The organism is Pseudonocardia sp. GCM10023141 (assembly GCF_042653605.1).
This window is the reverse complement of the sequence record NZ_JBHSIR010000045.1, coordinates 91297-114491: the sequence shown is the minus strand read 5'-3', so window position 1 is coordinate 114491 and position 23195 is coordinate 91297. Positions and strand designations below refer to the sequence as shown.

Here is a 23195-nt window from a genome sequence, read left to right as displayed (position 1 = left end):
CCGTTCGGTCGGTGACCCTGACCGCAGCGCTGCTCGACCCGATCCGTTCCGGGGCGTCGGCCGCCCGACCGCTGATCACGTTCTACGACGACGCGACGGGCGAGCGCATCGAGCTCTCCGGCATCACCACCGCGAACTGGGCGGCGAAGGCCGCCAACCTGCTGCGCGACGAGTGCGACGTCGAGCCCGGCACCCGCGTGGCCGTGCTGCTCCCGGCGCACTGGCAGACCGCGGCCGTGCTGCTCGCCGCCTGGTGGTGCGGCGCCGAGGTGGTGCCCGACGCGGGTGACGCCGACCTGGTGCTCTGCGATGCCGACCGGCTCGACATCGCGCTCGCGGCCGGGGCCGCGAGCGGTGTGGTGGCGCTGTCGCTCGACGCGTTCGGCAAGGGCCTGCCCGGCCTGCCGGACGGCGTGATCGACTTCGCGACGGAGGTGCGGCTGCACGGCGACGAGTTCGTGCCGTGGGCCCCGCTGCCCGACACGGCGCCCGCGCTCGCAGGCACCACAGTGGCCGGGGTGCTGGCCGATGCCGCCGCGCGCGCCACCGACCTCGGCCTCGGCGCGACCGACCGGGTGCTCTCGACACTGGAGTGGGACAGCCCCGACGACCTGCGCGACGGCCTGCTGGCCGTGCTCGCCGCCGGCGCGTCACTGGTGCAGTGCCGCCATGCCGACGAGACGGCGCTGCAGCGCCGGGCGACGTCGGAACGCACCACCGCGCGGCTGCCGGTCGCCTGACATCCCCTAACCGGGCTTGCGCGCCTCGATCAGGAACCGCTCCGACTGCGAGACGAACGGACCGCCGGCCTGGATGCGTTCGTGCAGGGCGGCGAGCTGCTCGCGGTAGCCGTCGACGGTGAGGCCCGGCACGGTCCAGAGCACCTTGCGCAGGAAGTGGACCACCGCGCCGACGTCGTCGAACGTGACGCGCAGCGACTGCGTCCGCAGGTCGATGATCTCCAACCCGGCGGCCTCCGCCGCCGTCACCGCCCGCTCGGTGCTGCGTTCGGCGCCCACCGGGAGGGGACCCATGAGGGCCTCGCTGAGCGCGTGGTTGGTGCCCGCCCCGATCTGCTGCGACAGGAACGTGCCGCCCGGTCGCAGGACGCGGGCGATCTCCGGCCACGGCGTTGAGACCGGGTACCGGCTGACGACCAGGTCGAACGTGGCATCCGGATACGGCAGCGGCGCGTCGTCGGCGACCTCGGCCACCGCGACGCCCAGCGGGGCCAGGTTGCGCCGGGCCACCGCAGCGTTGGGCGGCCACGACTCGGTGGCCGCCAGCAGCGGGGGCACGGTGGGGATGCGCGCGGCCACCAGGCCTGCGTCCGCAGAGCGAAAATCAACCTCAAACCTGGCTCAAGATCGTGGTCAGGTCCACGTGGCGGTCGTAGCTTCGGGACACCGCACCGCCGAATCAGGCGCTTTCACCATGCGTGCGCCGTGCGCGCCGACTGGGAGGCATCCGCCCTGTGCACAGTTCGTCGACGACGCCGTCACCCGCTGTTCACGCCCGGCTGCGCCGCATCCACCTGCTCTTCCGCGCCGCGCTCTCCGTGTTGCTGTTGCTGTTCCTCGTCGTGATCGGGCTCGTCGCGGCGGGCATCGCCACTGGCCGTCCCGGTGCAGTCGGTCCGGTCGCACCGCTGGTGGTGGCCGTGCTGCTGGCCGTCCCGATCCAGCGACGGCGCCGGCGACCGGCGGCCTGGACGCTGTGCGCCGCGGCGCTGGCCCTGCCGATCGGTGTCGCCTGCGTGCTCGCCGTGGCCCCGGCGCCGGGGCCCGTCGCCGCCGCGCTGCTCGCGACACTGCTCCCCGTCGGTCTCGTCGCCGCGGCGGCCCACCTCGCCGGGCGAGCCTCCCCCACCGACGCCGGCGCGCTGCCGTTCGACGTGGTGGCCGCGATCCGCACCGGTCGGCGACCCCGGCCGCGACGACCGATCGTCGACAACGCGACGTTGACGTTCGCCGACATCGTCGTGACCGTGCGGGCCGGCCGGACCGGCGCGGCGCAGTTCAGCATCGCGCTGGCGCGCATCCGCGGGATGGCGGTGCGTGAGGCCACCGAGCGGGACGGTCCATGGCTCTCGATCCCGGGTGAGCCTGCGGTGCTGCCGCCCGCCGGTGCCGTGCTCGTCGTGTACGACGATCGCCACACCTACCTGTTGCCCGTGCACGACCCGGCGGGCTTCGCCGCGACCGTCAGCACCCGTGTCGCGCTGGTGCAGGGAACCGTGGTGACCTGACCGGTGCGGTGCTCATCCGGCGGCCCGACGGATTCGGGGTGCGCCGGTCACCTGCCTTCACGAGCGAGTAAAGGCCGCTCGTCGCCGTGATGTGCATGCGGTTGTTCTTGGGGCCGCCGAAGGCGATGTTGGACACCGCCTCGGGGACGCGCAGCCGTCCGATCAGCGAGCCGTCGGGGTCGTAGCAAGGCACGCCACCGCTCGTGGCCGCCACCCAGAGCCGACCACCGTCGTCGAAACGGATGTTGTCGAAGCGACCGACGTCGTCCGTCGCCGTCGCGAACACCCGGCCGTCGGACAGCGTGCCGTCTCACGTGTCAGCGCAGCAGCGCGCGCGCCATCACCATGCGCTGGATCTGGTTGGTGCCCTCGTATATCTGAGTGATCTTCGCGTCGCGCATCATCCGCTCCACCGGGAAGTCGCGCGTGTAGCCCGCACCGCCGAGCAGCTGCACCGCGTCGGTGGTGACGCTCATCGCCGTGTCGGAGGCGAAGCACTTGGCTGCGCTGGAGATGAATCCCAGGTTCTTCTCGCCGCGCTCGGCCCGGGCGGTAGCCACGTAGACGAGCTGCCGGGCGGCTTCGACCTTCATGGCCATGTCGGCGAGCATGAACTGCAGGCCCTGGAACTCCGCGATCGCCTTGCCGAACTGCTTGCGCTCCTTGACGTAGGAGATCGCGATGTCGAGCGCGCCCTGCGCGATGCCGACCGCCTGCGCACCGATCGTCGGGCGGGTGTGGTCGAGAGTGGCGAGCGCCGTCTTGAAGCCGGTGCCCTCGGCGCCGATGATGCGGTCGGCCGGGATCGTGCAGTCCTGGAAGTAGATCTCACGCGTCGGCGAGCCGTTGATGCCGAGCTTGCGCTCCTTGGGCCCCACCTCGAAGCCCGGGTCGTCCTTGTGGACGACGAACGCGGAGATGCCGTTGGCCTTCTTCTCCGGGTCGGTGACGGCCATGACCGTGTACCAGCTGGAGACGCCGGCGTTGGTGATCCAGCACTTGGTGCCGTTGAGCACCCAGGTGTCGCCGTCGCGGCGAGCGCGGGTCTTCATCGACGCGGCATCGGAACCGGCCTCCCGCTCGCTCAGCGCATAGCTGATCATGGCCTCGCCCGCGGCGATGGACGGCAGGACCTGCTGCTTGAGCTCGTGCGACGCCGAGAGCAGGATCGGCGTCATGCCCAGCCCGTTGACGGCCGGGATCAGCGAGGACGAAGCGCAGACCCGCGCCACCTCCTCGATCACGATGCAGCCCGCGAGCTCGTCGGCACCCTGGCCGCCGTACTCCTCGGGGATGATGATCGCGCCGAAACCGGCCTTCTCCAGCGCGTGCTGCGCTTCGATCGGGTAGCGGCCCTGCTCGTCGACCTCCGCCGCGTAGGGCGCGATCTCCTTCTCGGCCAGCGCCCGCACCGCTTCGCGCAGCGCCTCGTGCTCATCGCTGAGCCGGTAGGTGTCGAAATCGGTGTCCATGGCCCCGTTTCCCGTCGAGCGAGTGGATTGCTTCCACTCTAACGGCACTACGTGCCATTCAACAAGAGCACTGCTACCCTCCGTGCCATGAGTCAACCGGTGGTGCGTGCCCGCCGCGGCCGCTCCGCCGCGGGCCGGGCCGAGGTGCGCCGGGATCTCGTCGCCGCCGCCGTGCAGCTGTTCCGCAGCCAGGGCTACGAGGACACCACCGTCGACGACATCGCCGCGGCAGCGGGCGTCGGGCGGCGCACGTTCTTCCGCTACTTCCGCAGCAAGGAGGACGCGATCTCGCCCGATCACGAGACCGCGCTCACCCGCATCGCCGAGATCTTCGCGACCGCGCACCCGACCGAGCCCACCGGCGGGCTCGCCCTGCGCGCCGGCGAGACCGTGTTCGACCTCTACACCGATGACCCCGGCCTGTCGGTCGAGCGCTTCGCCCTGATCCGCGAGGTGCCCGCGCTGCGCGATCGGGAGTCGGCGAGCGTCGATCACTACCGGCGGCTGTTCACCCGCAACCTGCGCGGTCGTCTCGCCGACACCCCGGACGGCGACCTGCGGGCCGCCGTCATCGGTGCCGCCGTGGTGGCGGCCCACAACCTGGCGCTGCGGGCCTGGCTCGCCGCGGGCGCACCGGTCAGCGGCATCGACGCGCTGCGCGCCCGGTTCCGGGCCGTGGCCGGCATGCTGCCCGTGGAGCCGGCCCGCGACCTGCATGCGGTGGCGGAGCGGCTGGAGGCTGCGGTGGGGCGGCTGGAGCGGGCCGACACGTAGCCGGCTCGCACGGTCCCGGCGGTGGGGATCGAACGGCACGCTCGTACAACTGGAGTGGACGAACGTGCCGTTCGCTCGGACCGGCCGGCGACCCACCCCGGACATGCGTGATCCCCGGGCCGCACCCTACGAGTGCGCTAGCCGAGCTGGACGGGCTCGGGCCCGGGGATCACGGGTGACTGCCTGGGATTCGCCGGCACCACACCGGCTCCACAAACCGTCGGAAAGAACTAGTCCTGTGGTGCTAGCGGACAGCCACCTCACGAGTCCAATAGCTATTCAACGCTGGACCACCTCCTCTCACGTGTACCGCCACAGTACGACCGCGGGAGCCGGTTCGCCACGTTATTTTCGGGCCGTCTCAGTCGACCCCGGCCCGGGCCCGCAACGCCGCATCCTTGGTCAGGACGGAGCGCTCCAGATCGGCCTGGAACGCCTCCATCCGAGCGCGCAACGCCACGTCTGCGGCGCCGAGGATCCGCACCGCCAGCAGCCCCGCGTTGCGCGCGCCGCCCACTGCCATCGTCGCGACGGGCACCCCCGCCGGCATCTGGACGATCGAGAGCAGCGAGTCGAGCCCGTCGAGGTACTTCAGCGGCACCGGCACCCCGATCACCGGCAGCGGCGTGACCGAGGCGACCATGCCCGGCAGGTGGGCGGCGCCGCCCGCGCCCGCGATGATCACGCGCAGGCCGTTGCCCGCCGCGGCGCGGCCGTAGTCGATCATCCGCTGCGGGGTGCGGTGGGCGGAGTACACGCCCACGTCGTAGGCCACGTCGAACTCGGCGAGCGCCTCGGCGGCAGCCTCCATCACCGGCCAGTCCGAGTCGCTTCCCATGACGATGCCGACGAGCGGGTCAGACATTGGCTTCTTCCCTCATTCCGGCGTGCGCGGACCAGCCGTCGCTCCATTCGCCCGTGGACAGCCACTCCGCCGCGAGCGCCGCCCGCACCCGCACCTCGGCCATGTCGGTGCCCAGCGCGGTGACGTGCCCGACCTTGCGCGCCGGCCGTTCGGCCTTGCCGTACAGGTGCACCTTGACGTCCGGGAACCGGGCGAACAGGTGGTGCATCCGCTCGTCGACGCCCATCACGGGCGGGACGGCCGCGCCGAGCACGTTGGCCATCACCACGGCGGGGGCGGTGGGGGTGGTGGCACCCAGCGGGTAGTCGAGCACCGCGCGCAGGTGCTGCTCGAACTGCGACGTGCGGGCGCCCTCGATCGTCCAGTGCCCGGAGTTGTGCGGCCGCATGGCCAGCTCGTTGACGACCACGGCGCCCGAGTCCGTCTCGAACAGCTCCACGGCGAGCAGCCCGGTGACGCCCAGCTCGGCGGCGATGCGCAGCGCCAGCTGCTGGGCCTGCACGGCCCGCTCCTCGGGGAGGCCCGGCGCGGGCGCGAGGACCTGGACGCACTGCCCGTCGGCCTGCACGGTCTCCACCACCGGCCAGGCCGAGGCCTGGCCGAACGGCGAGCGGGCGACGAGCGCGGCCAGCTCGCGGCGCATCGCGACGCGCTGCTCGATCATCAGCGGCGTGCCGGCGGCCAGCAGCTGCGCCACGAGCGGCGCATCGGGCTCGTCGAGCATCCACACCCCGCGCCCGTCGTAGCCGCCGCGGACGGCCTTGAGCACCGACGGGCCGTGCTCGGCCAGGAACGCGGCCACGTCGCCCGGCTCGAGCACCTCCGCGAAGGGCGGCACCGCGATGCCGAGCTCGACGAGCCTGCGGCGCATCACGAGCTTGTCCTGCGCGTGCAGCAGCGCTCCCGGCTCCGGGTGCACCGCGACGCCGTCGGCGACGAGCGCGCGCAGGTTCTCCTGCGGAACGCCCTCGTGATCGAACGTGACGGCCGAGCAGCCGCGGGAGAACGCGCGCAGCGCGGCGAGGTCGACGGCTGCGCCGGGACGGACGTCGGCGCACACGAGCGCGGCCGGATCACCGGGATCGGCGGCCAGCACTCGCAGTGACTGTCCGAGGGCGATGGCGGCCTGGTGCGTCATGCGGGCGAGCTGCCCGGCACCGATCATCCCGACCACCGGCAGGTTCTTCGACTCAGCAGCGTCCACGGTGCGGGGAGCCTACCTGGCCGGGCCGACCGGTCTCTGATCTGGCACGATCGATCAGGTGGCATTAGTCGAGACGGTGCTCGGGCACATCCCACAGCCCTACCGGGATGTGGCGATCAAGCACCGTGAGCTGGTGAAGTTCGGTCTCGTCGGCGGTTCGACGTGGGTCATCGACACCGCGGTCTTCCTGTTCCTCAAGAGCACCGTGCTGGCCGACAAGCCGCTCACGGCGAAGGTGATCGCGGTGATCGTCGCCACGATCGTTTCGTACATCCTCAACAGAGAGTGGTCATTCCGGACACGCGGCGGGCGTGAGCGTCATCACGAAGCGTTGTTGTTCTTCGTGATCAGCGGCGTCGGGGTGGCCGTGTACACGGCTCCGCTGGCGATCTCGCGCTACCTGCTCGACCTCAAGTACCCCGGAGTGTCGATCTTCACGCAGGAGGTCGCCGACTTCGTCAGCGGCCAGATCGTGGGCGTGCTGGCCGGCATGGTGTTCCGCTGGTGGGCCTTCCGCCGCTTCGTGTTCCCGACCGAGGACGCGCGGCGCCAGGAGCCGATCGTCGACTGACCCCACGCGCGTCGAGCGAGGTCGCTCAGCGCGGAACCTGCGGCCGGCGCGGCGCCCCGACCACATCGTCGGCCCGGGCGGCGGGCAGGAAGATCGTGAACATCGCCGGGCGCGGCCGCGACAGCTCCAGCCGGCCCCCGTCGGCCTCGACGAGCGCGCGGGCGAGCGCGAGCCCCAGCCCCGTGGACGACCCGACGGAGACGCCGCGGTCGAAGACGTGGGGCACCAGCTCCTCCGGAACCCCGGCGCCGTTGTCACCGACCTCGATCAGCAGGCTGTGCTCGGTGGCGCGCGCGGTGAGGGTGACCGTGCCGCCGCCGTGCTGGATGGCGTTGTCGACGAGCGCGCCGACGGCCTCGCGGATGCGGGCCGGGGTGACGCGGGCCAGCAGCCCGTCGGGCACCCGGAACTTGAACGAGCGACCGGCGGCCCGCACCACCGGGCGCCACTCGTCGGCCACCGCGGTGAGCCCGACGCGCAGGTCCTGCAGCTCGGCCCCCGCCGCGCGGGCGGCCCGTGCGGCCTCCAGCAGCTCGTCGAGCACCCCGGAGAGCCGCTCGGCCTGCTCCAGCGCCGCGAGCGCCTCCTTGCCGACGCTCGGGTCCGGATGGGTGCTCAGCTCGTCGAGCCGCAGCTGCAGCGCCGTCAGCCTGCTGCGCATCTGGTGCGACACGTCGCCCACCAGCTCCCGCTCGCGCTGCAGCAGCGTGGCCAGTGCCGCGGCGGAGGTGTCGAGCACGTCGGAGACGCGGTCCAGCTCGAGGATGCCGTAGCGGTGCGGGGCGGAACGGAAGTCGCCGGCACCCAGGCGGGCCGCCCGGTCGGCGACGTCGGAGAGCGGCTCGGCCAGCCGCCGCGCCGTGACGGTGGCGACCACGGCGCCCGTCCCCACCGACATCACGACGAGCAGCAGCACCACGAGCGTGACCTGCAGCTGCTGGCCGCGCATCAGCGACTGCGGCTCCTCGAGCCGGATCGAACCGCCGGGCCCGAACGGCACGGTCTCCGACACCGTCTGCCCGACGACGGGCGAGCCGATCACCTGCGCCGGTGCGCCCTCCGGCTCCAGCACCAGCCGCCCGCCCGCCGGGATCGCGAGTTCGATGGCCGAGACGTCGCCGGCGTCGATCGTGCCGCTGCCGTCGATCCGGCCGGCGATCTGATCGAGCCGCGACGTGAGGTCCGAGCGGGTGAAGTCCTCGACCAGGCGCCACGTCGTGAACGCCAGCGGCCCGCCGAGCACCAGCGCCGTGATCGTGACGACCAGCAGCGTGGACAGCAGGATCCGGCGACGCATCAGTCGTGGTTGAAGCGGAAACCGACGCCGCGCACCGTCGCGATGCGGTGGTCACCGCCGATCTTGCGGCGCAGCCAGGACATGTGCATGTCGAGCGTCTTGGACGTCTTCATCTCGGGGTCGTTCCAGACCTCGCGCAGGATCTCCTCGCGCGTGACGACCTGCCCGGCGCGCAGCAGCAGCACCCGCAGCAGCTCGAACTCCTTGTTGGCCAGCCCCACCTCGGCCCCGTCGACGAGCACGCGCCGCCCCGACAGCTCCATGCGCACGCCGCCGACCTCGACCGACTCCGGCGTGAGCCTGCGCAGCAGCGCCCGGACCCTGGCCAGCAGCTCGGCGAGGCGGAACGGCTTGCCGACGTAGTCGTCGGCTCCCGCATCGAGCCCGACGACGAAGTCGACCTCGTCGGTGCGGGCGGTGAGCATCAGCACCGGCAGGTCCGGGAAGTCGAGCCGGACGCGCCGGCACACCTCGAGCCCGTCCATCCCGGGCAGGCCCAGATCGAGCACCAGCAGGTCGATGTGGCCGACCCGCACCTGATCCAGTGCCGCGAGCCCATCGGCCGCGACCTCCACGACATAACCCTCGCGCTGCAGCGCTCGGGAGAGCGGTTCGGCGATGGCGGTGTCGTCCTCGGCGAGCAGGACGGTAGTCACGGAGGACACCTTAGGCCGATCGGAGCCGACGGAGCGGAATTGCCATGATCTACACATGTCCGACGACCCGCGCGCGTCCGAGGCCTAGTCTGGTCCGACGATGAGTTCGCAGCTGGCGTTCCGGATACTGGGACCGCTCGAGGTCGTGCGCGACGGTCGGCGCGTGGAACCGAGCAGCGCCAAGCTGCGGGCGCTGCTGATCGCGCTGCTGGTGCACCGCACGCAGTTCCGGACGGGCCCGCAGCTCATCGACGACATCTGGGGCGATCGACCGCCGACCACGGCGCCGGGGGTACTGCGCAACTACCTGTCGCAGCTGCGGGAGCTGCTCGGGCCCGGCGTGCTGATCCGGCACGGAGCCGGGTACGGCATCGACGTGCGCCCCGGGGAGCTCGACAGCGAGCGGTTCGAGGAGCTCGCCGCGGCGGCGCGGACGGCGGCGCGCGGGCGTGATCTCGCGGCGGTCATCGATCTGACGGCGACGGCGCTGGCGTTGTGGCGCGGTGCGGCGCTGGCCGACGTGGCCGCGGCCGAGTTCACACGTCCGCACGTCGCCCGGCTGGGCGAGTTGCGCGATGCATTGACCGAGCTGCGCCTTGAGGCGACGATCGCGGCGGGCCGACCGCACGAGGCCATCGCCCCGCTGGAGGAGCTGCTGGTCGTCGATCCGTTGCGCGAGCGACTCTGGTGGCTGCTGATGCTGGCCCAGTACCGCTGCGGGCGTCAGGCGGACGCGCTGCGCTCCTACCAGCGCGTCCGGGCCGAGCTGGCAGGCGAGCTCGGCGTCGATCCCGGCACCGAGCTGCGCGAGCTCGAGGTCGCGATCCTCAACCAGCGCCCCGAGCTCGACGACCTGCTCCCCAGGGCGGCCGCGCCCGCGGTCGAGCAACCGGTCACCGGGGTGTCGCGCCTGCTTCCGCCGCGCCGCTACCGCACCGCGTTGGTGGGACGGGCGGGCGAGCTCGATGCGTTGGTCGGGAGCGTCGTGGCCGGTGCGGTGCTGACCCTGACCGGGGTCGGTGGTGCGGGCAAGACGCGGTTGGCCGTCGCGTTGGCCGAGCGCGTGCGCGCCGGTTGGTCGGACGGGGTGGCGTTCCTCGATCTCGCCCCGGTGGGCGACGACGGCATGGTCGCGGTCGCCGCGCTGGTGGCGCTGGGGCTCGACGAGGAGCCGGCCCGGCCGCCGCTCGACACCGTCACGCGTGCGTTGCGCCAGCGTCGGATGCTGCTCGTGGTGGACAACTGCGAGCACGTGATCGAGGCGGCCGCGCGTCTCGCGGATGCGGTGGTCGATGCGGCACCCGGCTGTGCGGTGCTGGCCACCAGCCGCGTGCCGCTGGCGGTGCCGGACGAGCGGGTCTGGGCCGTGGGGCCGCTCGCGGCCGACGACGAGGGGTCCGACGCGGTGCGGCTGCTGGTGGAGCGCGCGGTCGCGGTGAATCCGGGCTTCCGCGCCGACCACCACGCCGTCGAGCTGGTCCGGCGGCTGGGCGGCCTGCCACTGGCGATCGAGATGGTCGCGCCGTGGACCCGCACGCTCTCGATGAGCGACATCGCGGATCGGCTCGACCAGCTGGTCGCGATCGGTGATGACGCGAGGCCGCAACGACAGCAGCGGATGGCTGCCGTCTTCGACTGGAGCGACCGCCGCCTCGATCCGGCCACCCGGCGGGTCTTCCACCGGCTCGGCGTGTTCGTCGGCGATTTCGATCTCGCCGCGGCGGAGGCCGTCGTCCCGGCCGATGCCGGGGAGCGGCCCGGCGTGCTGGTGGCGCTGGGCAGGCTCGTCGATCACTCGCTGGTGATCGCGGAGACCTCGGGGGGACCGACCCGGTACCGGATGCTGGAACCGGTGCGGCAGTTCGCGGCGGCGCTGCTCGACGGGGGCGGCGACGGGGAACCGGTCCGCGACCGGCACGGGCTGCACTACCGGTCGATCGCGATCGGTGTCGGCCGGCACGCGGCCGGTCCCGCGGCCACGGAGTGGCTCGCCCGCGCCGATCAGGAGACCGCCAACCTGCGCGCCGCACACGACCGGGCGCTGCGGACGCGGCGGGCCGACGATGCCGCGGTGATCGCAGGCGGGCTCTACTGGTACTGGTGGATCCGGGCGTCCAGCACCGAGGGGATCGACCGCCTGCGCCGCTCGCTGGACCTGCGACCGTCGCCGGGGCCGCGGGCCAGGGCCCGGATCGGCCTCGCGTCGTTGCTGATCCAGGCCGATCGGCTCGACGAGGCCGCGGAGCAGGCCGAGGCGGCCGTCGAGGATGCCCGCCTCGCCGGTGACGCGCGCCTCGAAGCGCACGCGGTCGGCACCGTCGGCAGGATCGCGGGCGACCGCGGCCGCTCCGATGTCGCCGAGGAGATGCTGCGCGATGCCCAGGACCGTTTCGAGGCATGGGGCAACCGCGGAGGCACGGTGTGGTGCCTGTTCGTGCGCTACGCGGTCGCCGCCCGACCCGGAGCCCAGGCCGCGGCGTTGCCGGGCCTGCACCGCGCGCACCGGCTCGCCATCGAGGAAGGCACGCGGTGGGGACAGGCCTGGACCACGGCCCTGCTGGGACTGGCTGCGCTTCGCGACGAGCGGTTCGAGGCCGCCGTCGACCTGTTGACCACGGCGAACCGGCTCATCGACGACAACGGCCTGCGTGATGAGCTGGCGGTCTACGCGAAGTCGTACCTGGGCGTCGCCCGGGCGCGGACCGGTCGTGCGCGCACCACCACCGGCGTGCTCGGGCAGGCACTGGCGATCGCGGAGGGCTTTCCCGATCGGAAGCCGCTGGCGGCATGGCGCTGGGCGCTCGCCGAGGTCGCCGCCGCCACCGCGGATCCCGAGCTCGTCGCACGCTCGCTCGGCGCTGCGGAGCCCCGTGTCGAGCTGGTCGGCTGCATGACCGACACCGAGCGGATCGACGCGCTGCGGGCCACGGCCGCCGCGAAGCTGGGTGCGACCCGCGTCGAGGCCCTGTACCGCGCGGGCGAACGCGAGCCCGACCACGACCTGCTGGCCGAGCTCGAGGCGAGCCTGAACCGCGGCTGAACCACGGCTGAACACCTCATCGGCAGGCTGATCCGCACCGAGTCTCCCGACGGACGGATCACCGTGACAACGACGAGCTTGTTCCTCTCATCCCGGTTCAACGGGCCGCCCGGCGTGGCGAACGGGGGCATCGCCTGCGGGTCGCTCGCCGGCGCCGCCGGTGTCGCTCCCGGCGCAGCCGTCGAGGTCCGCCTGCGCCGACCGGTGCCGCTGGATCGACGGCTGGACGTCCGCCTCGACGGCGACGCGTTCCGGCTCGAGGACGCCGGCGAGGTGGTGGCCCGCGGACACGTCACGGAGGCCGGCCCGGACCTCTCCGTTCCGGATGTCGTCACCGCCGACGAGGCCGTCGCCGCGACCCGGCGTCACACGAACGCGGTCTTCCCGGCCTGCTTCGTCTGCGGATCGGGGCGACCGGACGGCGACGGGCTCCGGATCTTCCCGGGCCGGGTGGCGGACCGTCGGGTGTGGGCCGCGCCGTGGACGCCGGACCGCTCGGTCGTGGGCGCGGACGGACGCGTCGCCCCGGAGTTCGTCTGGGCCGCACTCGACTGCCCGGCCGGCTTCGCGGCCGTGGAGGACGCCCTCGAACGCGACGCGCTGCCAGGGGGCTCCGCCGCGGTGCTGGGCCGGATGAGCGTGCGGCTCGCGGGCCTTCCCGAGATCGCGGTCGAGCACCGGATCGTCGCCTGGCCGATCGCCGTCGACGGGCGCAGGCTCACCGCAGGCTCGGCGCTGCTGTCCCCGAACGGGGACGTGCTGGCGGCGGCCGGCACGACGTGGGTCGCGCTCACCGCGTCCGCTCCGCAGCTCGATGCCGGACGTGTGCGGTGAGCGCGGGACGCCGCGGGGTGGCACTGACCCCGATGGAGACCCGTGAGGACATCATCGTGCGCACCGCACTGCTGGCCGACGAGCTGGGCTACGAGGCGTTCGCCCTGCCGGAGGCGTGGGGGCTCGACTCGACGGTCCTGCTCACCCGGATCGGGCTGCAGACCCGACGGATCGCGCTGGTGGCAGGTGTCCTGTCGGTGTGGGGCCGGACCCCGGCCACGATCGCGATGACCGCGACCGCGCTCCACCGCGCCACCGATGGCCGGTTCGTGCTCGGGCTCGGCACCAGCACGCCCGCGCTCGTCGAGGGCTTCCACCGCGTCGCGTTCGAGCATCCCGCCGCCCGGCTGCGCGAGGTCACGCGCGAGGTGCGGAACCTGATCAGCGGTGGGCGGGCCCAGCTCAACCCGGAGCTGGCGACCCGCGCGCTCGGCATGGGCGTTCCCCCGGTCCCCGAGCTGCCGATCTGGGTCGGGGCGCTCGGCGAACGCACGGTCGAGGTGGCCGCCGACCTCGCCGACGGCTGGTTCGCGGTCTTCCAGACCCCGACCGGCCTCGCCGACCGTGCCGCGCGGTTCACCCGGCCGATCACCGTTGTCGCAGGTCCGTTGACCGTCGCAGGCGATGACGGCGGGGCCGCGCGGGCGGCTGCCGCCGGCGCGCTCGCCTGGTACCTGTGCGCGATGGGCACCGACTACGCGGCGGCCGCGACCCGGCAGGGCCACGGTGCGGCGGTGCGCGCCGTCCAGGCCGCGAACCCGCGCCCCAACCCCGTCACCGGCGTCGTCCCGGAGGAGGCGAACGGGCTGCTCGACGACTTCGCCGCGCACGGGGACCCGGCGCAGGTCCGCGCCGCGCTGGCGGACTGGGACGAGGTCGCCGACATCGTCATGATCGGGTTACCACCGGGGCTGTCGTGGGACCGGATCGAGGCGACGCTGCATGCCGCCGCACCGGACATGCCGTGAATGTGGTGGCAGCGGGCGGGGCCGCCCGCCATGCTCGCCGCCATGACCGATCCCCGCACCCAACCGCCGCTGGTCGCCGACGAGCGTGCCACCCTCGCCGGGTTCCTCGACTGGCAGCGCCAGACACTCGCGCTCAAGTGCGCGGGTCTGACCCCCGCGCAGCTCGCGGAGCGCCCCGTCCCGCCGTCGGCGATGTCGCTGCTGGGCCTCGTCCGCCACCTCACGGAGAACGAGCGCGGCTGGTTCCTCGAGGTGCTCGACGGGCAGGACGTGCCGCTGCTCTACGGCGCCGGTGATGCCGACATCACCGGCGTCGACCCGGAAGGTGTCGACGCCGCCGAGGTGACGGCCGTGTTCGACACCTGGAACGCCGAGTGCGCCCAGTCCCGGGAGGTCGTCGCCCGGCTCGCGACGCTGGACGCCATCGGCAAGGACGACCGCGGCCGGGAGTTCTCGGCGCGCTGGATCATCACGCACATGATCGAGGAGTACGCCCGCCACAACGGCCACGCCGACTTCCTGCGGGAGCGCATCGACGGTGCCACCGGAGAATGAGCCTCGACCGCCGCACCCGACCGGCGCAGGACGCCGACGAGCGCACGATGCTCGCCGGGGTACTGGAGTTCCAGCGTGAGACGCTCGCCCGCAAGTGCGAGGGCCTGTCCCCCGGTCAGCTCGCCGAGCGCGCCGTCGCGCCGTCGCCGATGTCGCTGCTGGGGCTGATCCGCCACGTCACCGACGTCGAGCGGGGCTGGTTCCAGCGCGCGCTCGGAGGGCTCGACGCACCGCCGCTCTACTACGACGAGGCCGCCAACCCGGACGGCGACTTCGACGACGTCGACGCGGCCACGGTCGGCCCGGCGGAGGTGGACGCCACGTTCGCGACCTGGCGCGCGACCTGCGCCCGGTCGCACCAGATCTACACCGCGCTGCCGTCGCTGGAGGCCACCGCGCACAACCGCGGCCGCGTCCTGTCCGCCCGCTGGGTGCTCCTGCACCTGATCGAGGAGTACGCCCGCCACAACGGCCACGCCGACCTGTTGCGGGAGCGCATCGACGGCGTCACCGGTGAATGAGGCAGGCTCTGTGCTCGTGGACCGCGATCTCGAGCTCGCCCTGCGCATGGCCGACACCGCCGATGCGATCACGCTGAAGCGGTTCCGGGCCGCTGACCTGCACGTCACCCGCAAACCCGACCGCACCCCCGTCACCGACGCCGACACGGCCACCGAGCACGCGCTGCGCGAGCAGATCAGCGCCGAACGCCCCGACGACGCCGTGCTCGGCGAGGAGGAGGGCGGCACGGTGCCCGAGTCGGGGCGCGGCTGGGTCCTCGACCCCATCGACGGCACCAAGAACTACTCCCGCGGCGTGCCGGTCTGGGCCACGCTCATCGGGCTGACCGTGGCCGGGCAGCCGGTGGTCGGGGTGGCCAGCGCTCCCGCACTGGGTCGGCGCTGGTGGGCCGCGCAGGGGCTGGGTGCCTGGACCACCGACAGCCCGGGCGGAGAGCCCCGGCGGCTCACGGTCTCGGGTGTCACCGACATCGGCGACGCGTACCTGTCCACCACCGACGTCCGGACGTTCGCGGAGCAGGGCCGGCTCGACAACTACCGCGCGCTCATGGACGCGGTGTGGGAGACCCGCGCGTTCGGCGACTTCTGGCAGTACTGCCTGGTGGCGGAGGGCGTGCTCGACATCGCCGTCGACCCGATCGCCAACCCGTGGGACCTCGCAGCGCTCGTACCGATCCTGGACGAGGCCGGCGGACGCCTCACGTCGCTGACCGGCACCGGCGGCTACGCCGACGGCGACGGGATCGCCACCAACGGCGCGTTGCACGAGGCGGCACTCGCCCTCGTCGGCCGCTGACCCCCACCGACCAGTACCGAACGTGGAGACACCAGTGCCCGAGTACGCCTTCGAGGACCTCACCGCCGGCCGCGTGTTCGACCTCGGCACCCTCGTCGTCGACCACGACGAGATGCTTGCCTTCGCGCGCCGGTTCGATCCCCAGCCGTTCCACGTCGACGAGGCCGCGGGTGCCGCGTCGATCTTCGGTGGGCTCGCCGCGTCGGGCTGGTTCACCGCATCGCTGTGGATGCGCACCTACGTCGACGGCATCCTCAACCGCGCCACCTCGCTCGGCTCCCCGGGTGGCGAGGAGATCCGCTGGCCGGCACCGGTCTTCGCGGGCGACAAGCTGCAGGCGACGATGGAGGTGCTCGAGGCCCGCCGTTCCCGCACGCGCCCGACGATGGGGCTGATCAAGTTGCGCGGCGTGCTGCGCCGGGGCGACCAGGAGGTCTTCACCAGCATCTTCACCGGGATGTTCGGCACCAGGGACGCGACGCCGGGCACCTGATCGGCGCCCGACCCTGATCGGGAACTGAACCACACCGACCGGGGTGCGGCCGGTGTGGGACCTGGCGGCGCGAGCGGCAGCTCAGGGAGCCTCGACGAGCCCGGCCACGTCGATGCGCAGCGGGAACGGCACCGACGTGACGAGCTCGCCGGTGGCCCGCTGGCTCTCGACGTAACCGTCGCCGGGCGCGCCGAGGCCGAACACCGTGATGGACGGCACCGGCGGATCGAGATCCACCACCCAGTAGTGCGGGATCCCGGCCCCGGCGTACTCGAACGGCTTGAGCACCGTGTCGATCCCCCGCGAACCGGGCGAGATGATCTCCACCGCGATGAGCACCTCGCTTGCCGCTACCCGCATCTGCGCGCCACCCCGGGGCACGACCACCAGATCGGGAGCTCGAACGATCGCAGGCGTCTCGGCACGCACCACGACCTCGAAGTCGAACAGGGCCTGCCACCGTGGTGGCAGCTGCTGGCGAACCGACCAGGCGAGCGCCAACAGAGCGTCCTGGTGCCTCCGCGCGGGCTTCGGCGACACGACGAGCACCCCCTCCTGCAACTCGACGTGCCCCGCGTTGTCCTCGGGAAGCGCCTCCCATTCCGCCAACGTCATCAGCGCATGCGGGATCGGCATGACCATTGCGACACCTCCTGCCCCGGTCGCGACCAGTGTGCCCGACACCACCGACGGTTGCGGTGCCAGATCAGCTCTTGTCGGCGATCTCCTTCTGGTACTTCTCCGTCATGTGCGCCACGGCTGCGAGCTGCGCGTCGGCGTGGCCGGTGCGCGTCTCCGAGGCCCTCGCCTTGGCGTCGAGGGTGACCTGCGCCTGGCCCTGGAAGCGCGGCAGCACGTGCTGTGCGATGAGCTCGTAGGAGCGCTTGGTGGCCTCCGGGTTGGCCCACTCGTGGGCCAGCAACAGCATCGAGCCGAACCCGCCGGACTGGTCGACGAGCTTCTGCACCTGCGCCGCCGCGTCCTCCACGGTGCCGATCGCGCCGATGCCGGCCTCGTTGATGAAGTCGATCATCTCCTTGACGTCGCCGCCGCTCACCGCCATCTGCGGGAACGCCGCCACCTTCTGGAAGTAGCGGAACCACTGCTCGATGCCGAACTGCACGTCGCGGTAGGCCTGCTCGCGCGTCTCGGCGATGTGCATGAGCCCGACGAGCCGCCACTTGAGCCGGTCGACGACCTTGTCGTGCGCTGCCGCCCGCTCCTCCATGACGTTCCAGTGGTGCGCGAGCGCGTCGAAGCCCTCCGGCGACAGCGTGGCGCCGATCGACAGGAGCCCGACGCCGTGGGTGCCCGCCAGCCGGGGACCGGTGGGCGAGGCCACCGCGGCGACCGTGACGTCGAACAGCGGGTCGGAGTAGGGCCGCAGGTGCGTGCGGGCCTCGATGAGCGTGTGGGTGCGGGTCTGCGCCGACACGGTCTCGCCGCGCAGCAACCGCATGACGATGTCGAGGTTCTCCTGCAGCAGTTCCCGCGTGTCGGTGGGGTTGAGCCCGATCATGGCGGAGTCGGTGGGCAGCGATCCCGGGCCGACGCCCAGCATCACCCGGCCGCGGGTGAGGTGGTCGAGCAGGATCATGCGCTCGGCCACCCACAGCGGGTTGTGATAGCTCAGCGAGGTGACGCCGGTGCCCAACCTGATGTGCTTCGTGCGCTCGGCGGCTGCGGCGATGAAGATCTCCGGAGAGCCGATGATCTCCGAGCCCGCCGAGTGGTGCTCACCGATCCACGCCTCGTCGTAGCCGAGGTGGTCGAGGTGCTCGATCAGCGCGAGGTCGCGCTGCAGCGCGCTCGTCGGGTTCTCGCCTGCGGGGTGGAACGGTGCCAGGAAGATGCCGAACCGCAGTCTGCTCACGTGGGCTCCCAGTCATCGGTGACGTCCCTCGACCGTAAGCACCCGCCGCGCTCGGCGGCACCCCCAGTCGGTCAGGTGCCGCGCGGGGCCAGCAGCGCGGGGACGTCGACGCGCGACGGGAACGGCGCGGTGACGTTGAGCTCGCCGGTGGCGATCTGGCTCTCGACGTAGCCGTCACCGGGGGCACCGAGTCCGAACACCGTGATCGACGGCGCCGGCGGATCGAGGTCCACGAGCCGGTAGTGCGGGATGTCGGCCTCTGCGCACTCGAACGCCTTGAGACGCGAGTCCAGGTTCCGGGTGCCCGCCGCGATGATCTCTACCGCGAGCAGTACATCGCCCGCCTCGACACGCTCCGGCGGACCATCGACGCGGACGATGACCAGGTCAGGGGCCCGGACGGTGGCAGCGATCCGTGCCACAGCCCGCTGGTGGTCACGCGGCGGTTTGGGGACGGCAAATGAGCACGCCCTCCTGCAGTTCGTAGTCGGCCGAGGTGTCCTCGGGCAACGCGACCCACTGCACCAACGTCATCAGGTCCCGCTGGATCGGCGGCACCTCATCCCGCCAGCGCCCGCACCACCCGCGACGGGGACGGCCTGCCCAGCTGCTGCGCCATCCACGCGCTCGTGCCCACCAGCGCGTCGAGGTCGACGCCGTGGGCGATCCCCAGCCCGTCGAGCATCCAGACGAGGTCCTCGGTGGCGAGGTTGCCGGTGGCGGACTCGGCGTAGGGGCAGCCACCCAGCCCGCCCGCGCTCGCGTCGACGGTGGTGACGCCCCGGCGCAGAGCCGCGAGCGTGTTGGCCAGCGCCTGGCCGTACGTGTCGTGGAAGTGCACCGCGAGCTGGCTCGGCGCCACCCCGGCCGCGACGCAGGCGTCGATGACCGCGCCGACGTGGCCCGCGGTGCCGGTGCCGATGGTGTCGCCGAGCGAGAGCTGCACGCAGCCCATGTCGACGAGCCGCCGTGCGACGGCCGCGACCTGCTCGGGCGCCACCGCGCCTTCCCACGGGTCGCCGAAGCACATCGACACGTAGCCGCGCACCCGCAGGCCCTCGGCCCTGGCGCGGGTGACCACCGGGGAGAACATGGCGAACTGCTCGTCGAGGGTGCGGTTGAGGTTGCGCTTGGCGAACGTCTCGGTGGCGCTGCCGAAGATCGCGATGTGCCCGACGCCCGCGGCGAGCGCGCGGTCCAGGCCGCGGTCGTTGGGCACCAGCACCGGGTAGTCGAGGCCGGGACGGCGCGCCAGCGTGGCGAGCAACTGCTCCGCGTCGGCGAGCTGGGGCACCCATTTCGGGTGCACGAAGCTGGTGGCCTCGAGCACGCCGAGGCCGGCGTCGGCGAGCCGGTCGAGGAACTCGACCTTCACCTCGACGGGCACCACGGTGGACTCGTTCTGCAGCCCGTCGCGGGCACCGACCTCGTAGATCGTGACCTCGGCCGGCAGGTCCGGGTCGCGCACGATCATGGGGAGCGCTCTAGTGGTCATCGGCCACCTCCTGGTACAGCAGTGCGTGCACCCGCTCGACACCCGGGATGTCGGAGAACTCGAGCGGCTCGTCCGAGGCCGACTCGATGACGAGCGTGCCGCAGCCGAGCAGCCGCTCGATCACGGTGTGGCGGAACTGGACGCTGTTGATGCGGCTCATCGGGATGTCGATGCCGTGGCGTGACACCAGCCCCTCCCGCACGAGCACCCGCCGCGTCGTGACGACGAAGTGGGTGGTGCGCCAGCGGACCACCGGCTTCACGGTGAGCCAGACGACGAGCACCAGCCCGACCACGGCCAGCGCGATCCACGCCCACGGCGCCCACGACTGGTTGCGCACGAGCGCAGCGAGGAAGCTTCCGATCCCGATGACGAGCAGCAGCGCCAGCACCGGCAGCACCAGCATCTTCCAGTGCGGGTGCTTGTGCATGACGATCTGCTCGCCAGGGACGAGGAGATCGTCCGGATAGGCCACATCGTCACCGTATCGCCCCCCGGCCCGGCGCCGGCACCCACGGACGGAGGGTCAGCCGGCAGGGGTGCTCAATCGGCTGGGCGCAGGTGCACGACGTCACCCGCAGCCACGGCCCGGCGGTGCCCGGCGGCGTCGAGCAGCAGCAGCCTGCCGTCACGGTCGACGTCCTCGGCGATGCCGGTGAACGACGCCCCGCCCGGCAGCTCCACGCGGACCTCGGAGCCGAGGCTGACGCAGCCGGCGCGGTAGTCGGCGCGCAGACGGGTCAGGTCGGGGTCGCCGCTGCCCTCGCGCCAGGCGGCCTCGCGCTCGAGCAGCCGGTTGAGCAGCGTGACGAGCAGCGTGGCGCGGTCGATGTCGGCACCCTCGGCCGTCAGCGACGATGCGCCGGCCTGCTCGGGCGGCGAGGCGTGCACGTTGATGCCCATGCCGATCACGACGGCGGGGCGCACCGAGTCGGCGACCTCGGCGAGGATGCCGGCGGCCTTGCGCTGCTGTGCACCGATGAGCAGGTCGTTGGGCCACTTCAGGCCGGCCGGGACGGCGGTGAGCTCACGCACCGTGTCGAGCAGCGACAACCCGGCCAGCAGCGGCAGCCAGCCGAACCGCGACGGCGATACCCCGACGGGGCGCAGCAGCACGCTGACCATGAGGGCGGTGCCCGGCGCCGACGACCAGCTGCGGGTGAGCCGGCCGCGGCCGGACTCCTGGAACTCGGCCACGAGAACGGTGCGGTCGGGCGCGCCCTGGGCGGCGGCCGCGACCAGGTCGGCATTGGTGGAGCCGGTGCGCTCCACCACGTCGACCTGGGCCCACGGACCGATCAGCGCGGCGCGGAGCGCGTCGATGTCCAACGGGTGCGCCGTGCGGTTCATGAGCCGGGACGCTACCGGCGGCGTGGAGTGGCTGACGGTCGCGAAACGATGGCGGCGACGGACGGCCGGAACCCGTCGCCGGGCGCACACTCCGTGATCACCCGGCGCGCGGCGGCCCACGCCCGGCGCGACGAACGGCGCTCCGCTCATCGGTGCCCGTCGGACGTCGCCCGGTGGCGGAAAGGGTGACGTAGACCGCTCCGCGGGAGCGGGACCTGCGGGTTACCGACGGGTTAGGCTCCGCGACCATGAGTGCCGCAACGGAGCCGCTCCAGGGCCGCGCCGACGATGCTGCTGACGAACCGGACATCCACACGACGGCGGGCAAGCTCGCCGATCTGCACCGGCGGGTCGACGATGCCGTGCACGCCGGCTCGGCGGCAGCGGTGGAGCGCCAGCACGCGAAGGGCCGCCAGACCGCCCGCGAGCGCCTCGACGCGCTGCTCGACCCCGGGTCGTTCATCGAGATCGACGCGCTGACGCGGCACCGGTCCACGAACTTCGGCATGGAGGCCAAGCGCCCGTTCGGCGACGGCGTGGTCACCGGCACCGGCACCATCGACGGCCGCAAGGTCGCGGTGTTCAGCCAGGACGCCACGGTGTTCGGCGGCGCGCTCGGCGAGGTGTACGGCGAGAAGATCATCAAGGTGATGGACCTGGCCGTGAAGGTCGGCTGCCCCGTCATCGGCATCAACGACGGCGGCGGCGCGCGCATCCAGGAGGGTGTGGTCGCGCTCGGGCTCTACGGCGAGATCTTCGTGCGCAACGTGCGCAGCTCCGGTGTCATCCCGCAGATCTCGCTCGTGATGGGCCCGTCGGCTGGTGGCGCGGTGTACTCCCCCGCGCTCACCGACTTCATCGTGATGGTCGACGAGACCAGCCACATGTTCATCACCGGGCCGGACGTGATCAAGACCGTGACCGGCGAGGACGTCGGCATGGAGGAGCTCGGCGGCGGGCGCGCCCACAACGCGAAGTCGGGCGTGGCGCACTACCTGGGCAGCGACGAGGACGACGCGATCGCCTACGTCAAGGAGCTGCTGAGCTACCTGCCGTCCAACAACCTCTCGGAGCCGCCGGTCTTCCCGGCGCCGCCGCACGCCGGGTCCATCGAGGACGGGCTCACCGACACCGACCTCGAGCTGGACACGATCATCCCGGACTCCCCCAACACGCCCTACGACATCCGCGAGGTCATCTCGCGGGTCGTCGACGACGGCGAGTTCCTCGAGGTCCACGAGCTGTTCGCACCCAACATCGTGGTCGGCTACGGCCGCGTCGACGGCCACAGCGTCGGCGTCGTGGCGAACCAGCCCACCCAGTTCGCCGGCTGCCTCGACATCGACGCCTCCGAGAAGGCGGCCCGGTTCGTGCGCACCTGCGACGCGTTCAACATCCCGATCCTCACCTTCGTCGACGTCCCCGGCTTCCTGCCGGGCACCGAGCAGGAGTGGAACGGGATCATCCGCCGCGGCGCGAAGCTGATCTACGCCTACGCCGAGGCCACCGTCCCGAAGGTCACGGTGATCACCCGCAAGGCCTACGGCGGCGCCTACGACGTGATGGGGTCCAAGCACCTGGGTGCCGACATCAACGTGGCATGGCCGACGGCGCAGATCGCGGTGACGGGCGCGGCGGGCGCGGTGAGCATCCTCTACCGCAAGCAGCTCGCCGGGCTCGAGGGCGACGAGCTGGCCACCGAGCGGCAGGCGCTGCAGCAGGAGTACGAGGACACCCTCGCCAACCCCTACATCGCCGCCGACCGCGGCTACATCGACGGCGTGATCGCGCCGTCGCACACGCGCGGCTACGTCGCCCGCGCGCTGGCCACGCTCGAGACGAAGCGCGAGGCCGGCCCGGCCCGCAAGCACGGGAACATCCCGCTCTGATGGAGGAGCAGACGCCCGAGGAGCGGCGCGCCCTGTTCCGGGTGGTGCGGGGCGAGCCCAGCGATGCCGAGCTCGCCGCGCTCACCGTCGTGCTCGCCGCCGCCGGCTCCGGCGACGGCCCGCCCGCCCCGCGCGTCCAGGACCGCTGGTCGGACCCCTCAGCGCGGTTGCGCACGCCGCTCACCGCAGGTCCCGGCGCCTGGCGCACCACGTACTGGCCACGCTGACCTGCACCTCAAGTCCTCCTCAACAACCTCGCCAGAGCGCGTCGCCGCGGCTCATCGTGTGATGGAG

At 72.6% G+C, this 23195-nt stretch carries 26 protein-coding genes; 13 read left to right on the top strand and 13 right to left on the bottom strand.

The window, feature by feature from the left end; all coding sequences use genetic code 11:
• Positions 1 to 11 precede the first annotated feature (11 nt).
• Positions 12 to 740, top strand: coding sequence for a TIGR03089 family protein (locus tag ACFPFQ_RS27200; protein ID WP_379623727.1), 729 nt, complete (start codon positions 12 to 14; stop codon positions 738 to 740).
• Between the two features lie 6 nt (positions 741 to 746).
• On the opposite strand, the gene ACFPFQ_RS27195 is transcribed toward ACFPFQ_RS27200, so the two are convergent.
• Positions 747 to 1319 carry a class I SAM-dependent methyltransferase gene (locus ACFPFQ_RS27195; protein ID WP_379623725.1) on the bottom strand — a complete coding sequence of 191 codons (573 nt, stop codon included), beginning with the start codon at positions 1317 to 1319 and terminating at the stop codon, positions 747 to 749.
• A gap of 155 nt (positions 1320 to 1474) precedes the next feature.
• On the opposite strand from ACFPFQ_RS27195, the gene ACFPFQ_RS27190 reads away from it, so the two are divergent.
• A complete protein-coding gene (locus ACFPFQ_RS27190) occupies positions 1475 to 2248 on the top strand; it encodes a hypothetical protein (RefSeq protein WP_379623723.1) in 774 nt (257 codons plus the stop codon).
• Here ACFPFQ_RS27190 and ACFPFQ_RS27185 read toward each other — a convergent pair.
• The gene (locus tag ACFPFQ_RS27185) at positions 2205 to 2549 is read right to left on the bottom strand and encodes an SMP-30/gluconolactonase/LRE family protein (RefSeq protein ID WP_379623814.1); all 345 of its coding nucleotides are present in this window, start codon (positions 2547 to 2549) and stop codon (positions 2205 to 2207) included. The two genes, ACFPFQ_RS27190 and ACFPFQ_RS27185, sit on opposite strands and share 44 nt — an antisense overlap.
• Before the next feature lie 16 nt (positions 2550 to 2565).
• Positions 2566 to 3720 carry an acyl-CoA dehydrogenase family protein gene (locus tag ACFPFQ_RS27180; protein WP_379623722.1) on the bottom strand — a complete coding sequence of 385 codons (1155 nt, stop codon included), beginning with the start codon at positions 3718 to 3720 and terminating at the stop codon, positions 2566 to 2568.
• Positions 3721 to 3807: 87 nt separating this feature from the next.
• On the opposite strand from ACFPFQ_RS27180, the gene ACFPFQ_RS27175 reads away from it, so the two are divergent.
• Complete coding sequence (locus tag ACFPFQ_RS27175; RefSeq protein WP_379623720.1) at positions 3808 to 4494, top strand: TetR family transcriptional regulator; 687 nt, start codon at positions 3808 to 3810, stop codon at positions 4492 to 4494.
• A 361-nt stretch (positions 4495 to 4855) separates the two neighbouring features.
• Here the strand turns inward: ACFPFQ_RS27175 and purE are convergent, their stop codons facing one another.
• Positions 4856 to 5359 carry a 5-(carboxyamino)imidazole ribonucleotide mutase gene (purE, locus tag ACFPFQ_RS27170; protein ID WP_379623718.1) on the bottom strand — a complete coding sequence of 168 codons (504 nt, stop codon included), beginning with the start codon at positions 5357 to 5359 and terminating at the stop codon, positions 4856 to 4858.
• Entirely contained in the window at positions 5352 to 6563 is a 1212-nt protein-coding gene (locus tag ACFPFQ_RS27165) for a 5-(carboxyamino)imidazole ribonucleotide synthase (protein ID WP_379623716.1), read from the bottom strand. Before ACFPFQ_RS27165 ends, purE begins: the two co-directional genes overlap by 8 nt.
• Before the next feature lie 58 nt (positions 6564 to 6621).
• On the opposite strand from ACFPFQ_RS27165, the gene ACFPFQ_RS27160 reads away from it, so the two are divergent.
• The gene (locus ACFPFQ_RS27160; protein ID WP_379623714.1) at positions 6622 to 7134 is read left to right on the top strand and encodes a GtrA family protein; all 513 of its coding nucleotides are present in this window, start codon (positions 6622 to 6624) and stop codon (positions 7132 to 7134) included.
• Positions 7135 to 7159: 25 nt separating this feature from the next.
• Here ACFPFQ_RS27160 and ACFPFQ_RS27155 read toward each other — a convergent pair whose 3' ends face one another.
• Both ACFPFQ_RS27155 and ACFPFQ_RS27150 read right to left on the bottom strand, forming a co-directional pair.
• Positions 7160 to 8431, bottom strand: coding sequence for an ATP-binding protein (locus tag ACFPFQ_RS27155; protein WP_379623712.1), 1272 nt, complete (start codon positions 8429 to 8431; stop codon positions 7160 to 7162).
• Positions 8431 to 9087, bottom strand: a complete 657-nt coding sequence (locus ACFPFQ_RS27150; RefSeq protein ID WP_379623710.1) for a response regulator transcription factor — start codon at positions 9085 to 9087, stop codon at positions 8431 to 8433. The genes ACFPFQ_RS27155 and ACFPFQ_RS27150 overlap by 1 nt, the downstream gene beginning before the upstream one ends.
• 100 nt (positions 9088 to 9187) lie before the next feature.
• On the opposite strand from ACFPFQ_RS27150, the gene ACFPFQ_RS27145 reads away from it, so the two are divergent.
• From ACFPFQ_RS27145 to ACFPFQ_RS27115, 7 genes are all read left to right on the top strand, one after another.
• Entirely contained in the window at positions 9188 to 12127 is a 2940-nt protein-coding gene (locus ACFPFQ_RS27145; protein ID WP_379623708.1) for a BTAD domain-containing putative transcriptional regulator, read from the top strand.
• A 63-nt stretch (positions 12128 to 12190) separates the two neighbouring features.
• Positions 12191 to 12961, top strand: coding sequence for a hypothetical protein (locus ACFPFQ_RS27140; RefSeq protein WP_379623706.1), 771 nt, complete (start codon positions 12191 to 12193; stop codon positions 12959 to 12961).
• Entirely contained in the window at positions 12958 to 13929 is a 972-nt protein-coding gene (locus ACFPFQ_RS27135; RefSeq protein ID WP_379623704.1) for an LLM class flavin-dependent oxidoreductase, read from the top strand. The genes ACFPFQ_RS27140 and ACFPFQ_RS27135 overlap by 4 nt, the downstream gene beginning before the upstream one ends.
• A gap of 42 nt (positions 13930 to 13971) precedes the next feature.
• Complete coding sequence (locus ACFPFQ_RS27130; RefSeq protein ID WP_379623702.1) at positions 13972 to 14484, top strand: DinB family protein; 513 nt, start codon at positions 13972 to 13974, stop codon at positions 14482 to 14484.
• Positions 14481 to 15005: a DinB family protein gene (locus tag ACFPFQ_RS27125; protein WP_379623700.1), complete on the top strand. Its 525-nt coding sequence runs from the start codon at positions 14481 to 14483 to the stop codon at positions 15003 to 15005. The genes ACFPFQ_RS27130 and ACFPFQ_RS27125 overlap by 4 nt, the downstream gene beginning before the upstream one ends.
• 16 nt (positions 15006 to 15021) lie before the next feature.
• On the top strand, positions 15022 to 15801 hold the full coding sequence (gene hisN / locus ACFPFQ_RS27120; protein WP_379623698.1) for a histidinol-phosphatase: 780 nt from the start codon (positions 15022 to 15024) through the stop codon (positions 15799 to 15801).
• A 34-nt stretch (positions 15802 to 15835) separates the two neighbouring features.
• Positions 15836 to 16294, top strand: coding sequence for a MaoC family dehydratase (locus ACFPFQ_RS27115; protein WP_379623696.1), 459 nt, complete (start codon positions 15836 to 15838; stop codon positions 16292 to 16294).
• Positions 16295 to 16375: 81 nt separating this feature from the next.
• Here the strand turns inward: ACFPFQ_RS27115 and ACFPFQ_RS27110 are convergent, their stop codons facing one another.
• The 6 genes from ACFPFQ_RS27110 to ACFPFQ_RS27085 all read right to left on the bottom strand — a co-directional run bounded on the left by ACFPFQ_RS27110 (position 16376) and on the right by ACFPFQ_RS27085 (position 21012).
• On the bottom strand, positions 16376 to 16930 hold the full coding sequence (locus ACFPFQ_RS27110) for a Uma2 family endonuclease (RefSeq protein WP_379623694.1): 555 nt from the start codon (positions 16928 to 16930) through the stop codon (positions 16376 to 16378).
• 70 nt (positions 16931 to 17000) lie between these two features.
• On the bottom strand, positions 17001 to 18167 hold the full coding sequence (locus ACFPFQ_RS27105) for an LLM class flavin-dependent oxidoreductase (protein WP_379623692.1): 1167 nt from the start codon (positions 18165 to 18167) through the stop codon (positions 17001 to 17003).
• Between the two features lie 71 nt (positions 18168 to 18238).
• Positions 18239 to 18589 (bottom strand): Uma2 family endonuclease, encoded by a 351-nt coding sequence (locus ACFPFQ_RS27100; protein WP_379623691.1) that lies wholly within the window; start codon positions 18587 to 18589, stop codon positions 18239 to 18241.
• 137 nt (positions 18590 to 18726) lie between these two features.
• A complete protein-coding gene (locus ACFPFQ_RS27095) occupies positions 18727 to 19662 on the bottom strand; it encodes a hydroxymethylglutaryl-CoA lyase (protein WP_379623689.1) in 936 nt (311 codons plus the stop codon).
• Positions 19652 to 20137, bottom strand: coding sequence for a PH domain-containing protein (locus ACFPFQ_RS27090; protein ID WP_379623687.1), 486 nt, complete (start codon positions 20135 to 20137; stop codon positions 19652 to 19654). Before ACFPFQ_RS27090 ends, ACFPFQ_RS27095 begins: the two co-directional genes overlap by 11 nt.
• Positions 20138 to 20205: 68 nt before the next feature.
• Positions 20206 to 21012: a biotin--[acetyl-CoA-carboxylase] ligase gene (locus ACFPFQ_RS27085; RefSeq protein ID WP_379623685.1), complete on the bottom strand. Its 807-nt coding sequence runs from the start codon at positions 21010 to 21012 to the stop codon at positions 20206 to 20208.
• A 248-nt stretch (positions 21013 to 21260) separates the two neighbouring features.
• Between ACFPFQ_RS27085 and ACFPFQ_RS27080 the strand changes: the two genes are divergently transcribed.
• Together ACFPFQ_RS27080 and ACFPFQ_RS27075 are read left to right on the top strand one after the other, a co-directional pair.
• Positions 21261 to 22901: an acyl-CoA carboxylase subunit beta gene (locus tag ACFPFQ_RS27080; RefSeq protein ID WP_379623683.1), complete on the top strand. Its 1641-nt coding sequence runs from the start codon at positions 21261 to 21263 to the stop codon at positions 22899 to 22901.
• Complete coding sequence (locus ACFPFQ_RS27075) at positions 22901 to 23128, top strand: acyl-CoA carboxylase subunit epsilon (protein ID WP_379623681.1); 228 nt, start codon at positions 22901 to 22903, stop codon at positions 23126 to 23128. The genes ACFPFQ_RS27080 and ACFPFQ_RS27075 overlap by 1 nt, the downstream gene beginning before the upstream one ends.
• Positions 23129 to 23195 lie beyond the last annotated feature (67 nt).

Excerpts from the sequence above, each read along its gene's own strand:
- ACFPFQ_RS27085 (WP_379623685.1), bottom strand. The coding sequence starts at position 21,012 with ATGAACCGCACGGCGCACCCGTTGGACATCGACGCGCTCCGCGCCGCG.
- ACFPFQ_RS27145 (WP_379623708.1), top strand. The coding sequence starts at position 9,188 with ATGAGTTCGCAGCTGGCGTTCCGGATACTGGGACCGCTCGAGGTCGTG.
- ACFPFQ_RS27125 (WP_379623700.1), top strand. The coding sequence starts at position 14,481 with ATGAGCCTCGACCGCCGCACCCGACCGGCGCAGGACGCCGACGAGCGC.
- ACFPFQ_RS27080 (WP_379623683.1), top strand. The coding sequence starts at position 21,261 with ATGAGTGCCGCAACGGAGCCGCTCCAGGGCCGCGCCGACGATGCTGCT.
- ACFPFQ_RS27180 (WP_379623722.1), bottom strand. The coding sequence starts at position 3,720 with ATGGACACCGATTTCGACACCTACCGGCTCAGCGATGAGCACGAGGCG.
- ACFPFQ_RS27095 (WP_379623689.1), bottom strand. The coding sequence starts at position 19,662 with ATGACCACTAGAGCGCTCCCCATGATCGTGCGCGACCCGGACCTGCCG.
- ACFPFQ_RS27155 (WP_379623712.1), bottom strand. The coding sequence starts at position 8,431 with ATGCGTCGCCGGATCCTGCTGTCCACGCTGCTGGTCGTCACGATCACG.
- purE (WP_379623718.1), bottom strand. The coding sequence starts at position 5,359 with ATGTCTGACCCGCTCGTCGGCATCGTCATGGGAAGCGACTCGGACTGG.
- ACFPFQ_RS27110 (WP_379623694.1), bottom strand. The coding sequence starts at position 16,930 with ATGCCGATCCCGCATGCGCTGATGACGTTGGCGGAATGGGAGGCGCTT.
- ACFPFQ_RS27075 (WP_379623681.1), top strand. The coding sequence starts at position 22,901 with ATGGAGGAGCAGACGCCCGAGGAGCGGCGCGCCCTGTTCCGGGTGGTG.
- ACFPFQ_RS27130 (WP_379623702.1), top strand. The coding sequence starts at position 13,972 with ATGACCGATCCCCGCACCCAACCGCCGCTGGTCGCCGACGAGCGTGCC.
- ACFPFQ_RS27175 (WP_379623720.1), top strand. The coding sequence starts at position 3,808 with ATGAGTCAACCGGTGGTGCGTGCCCGCCGCGGCCGCTCCGCCGCGGGC.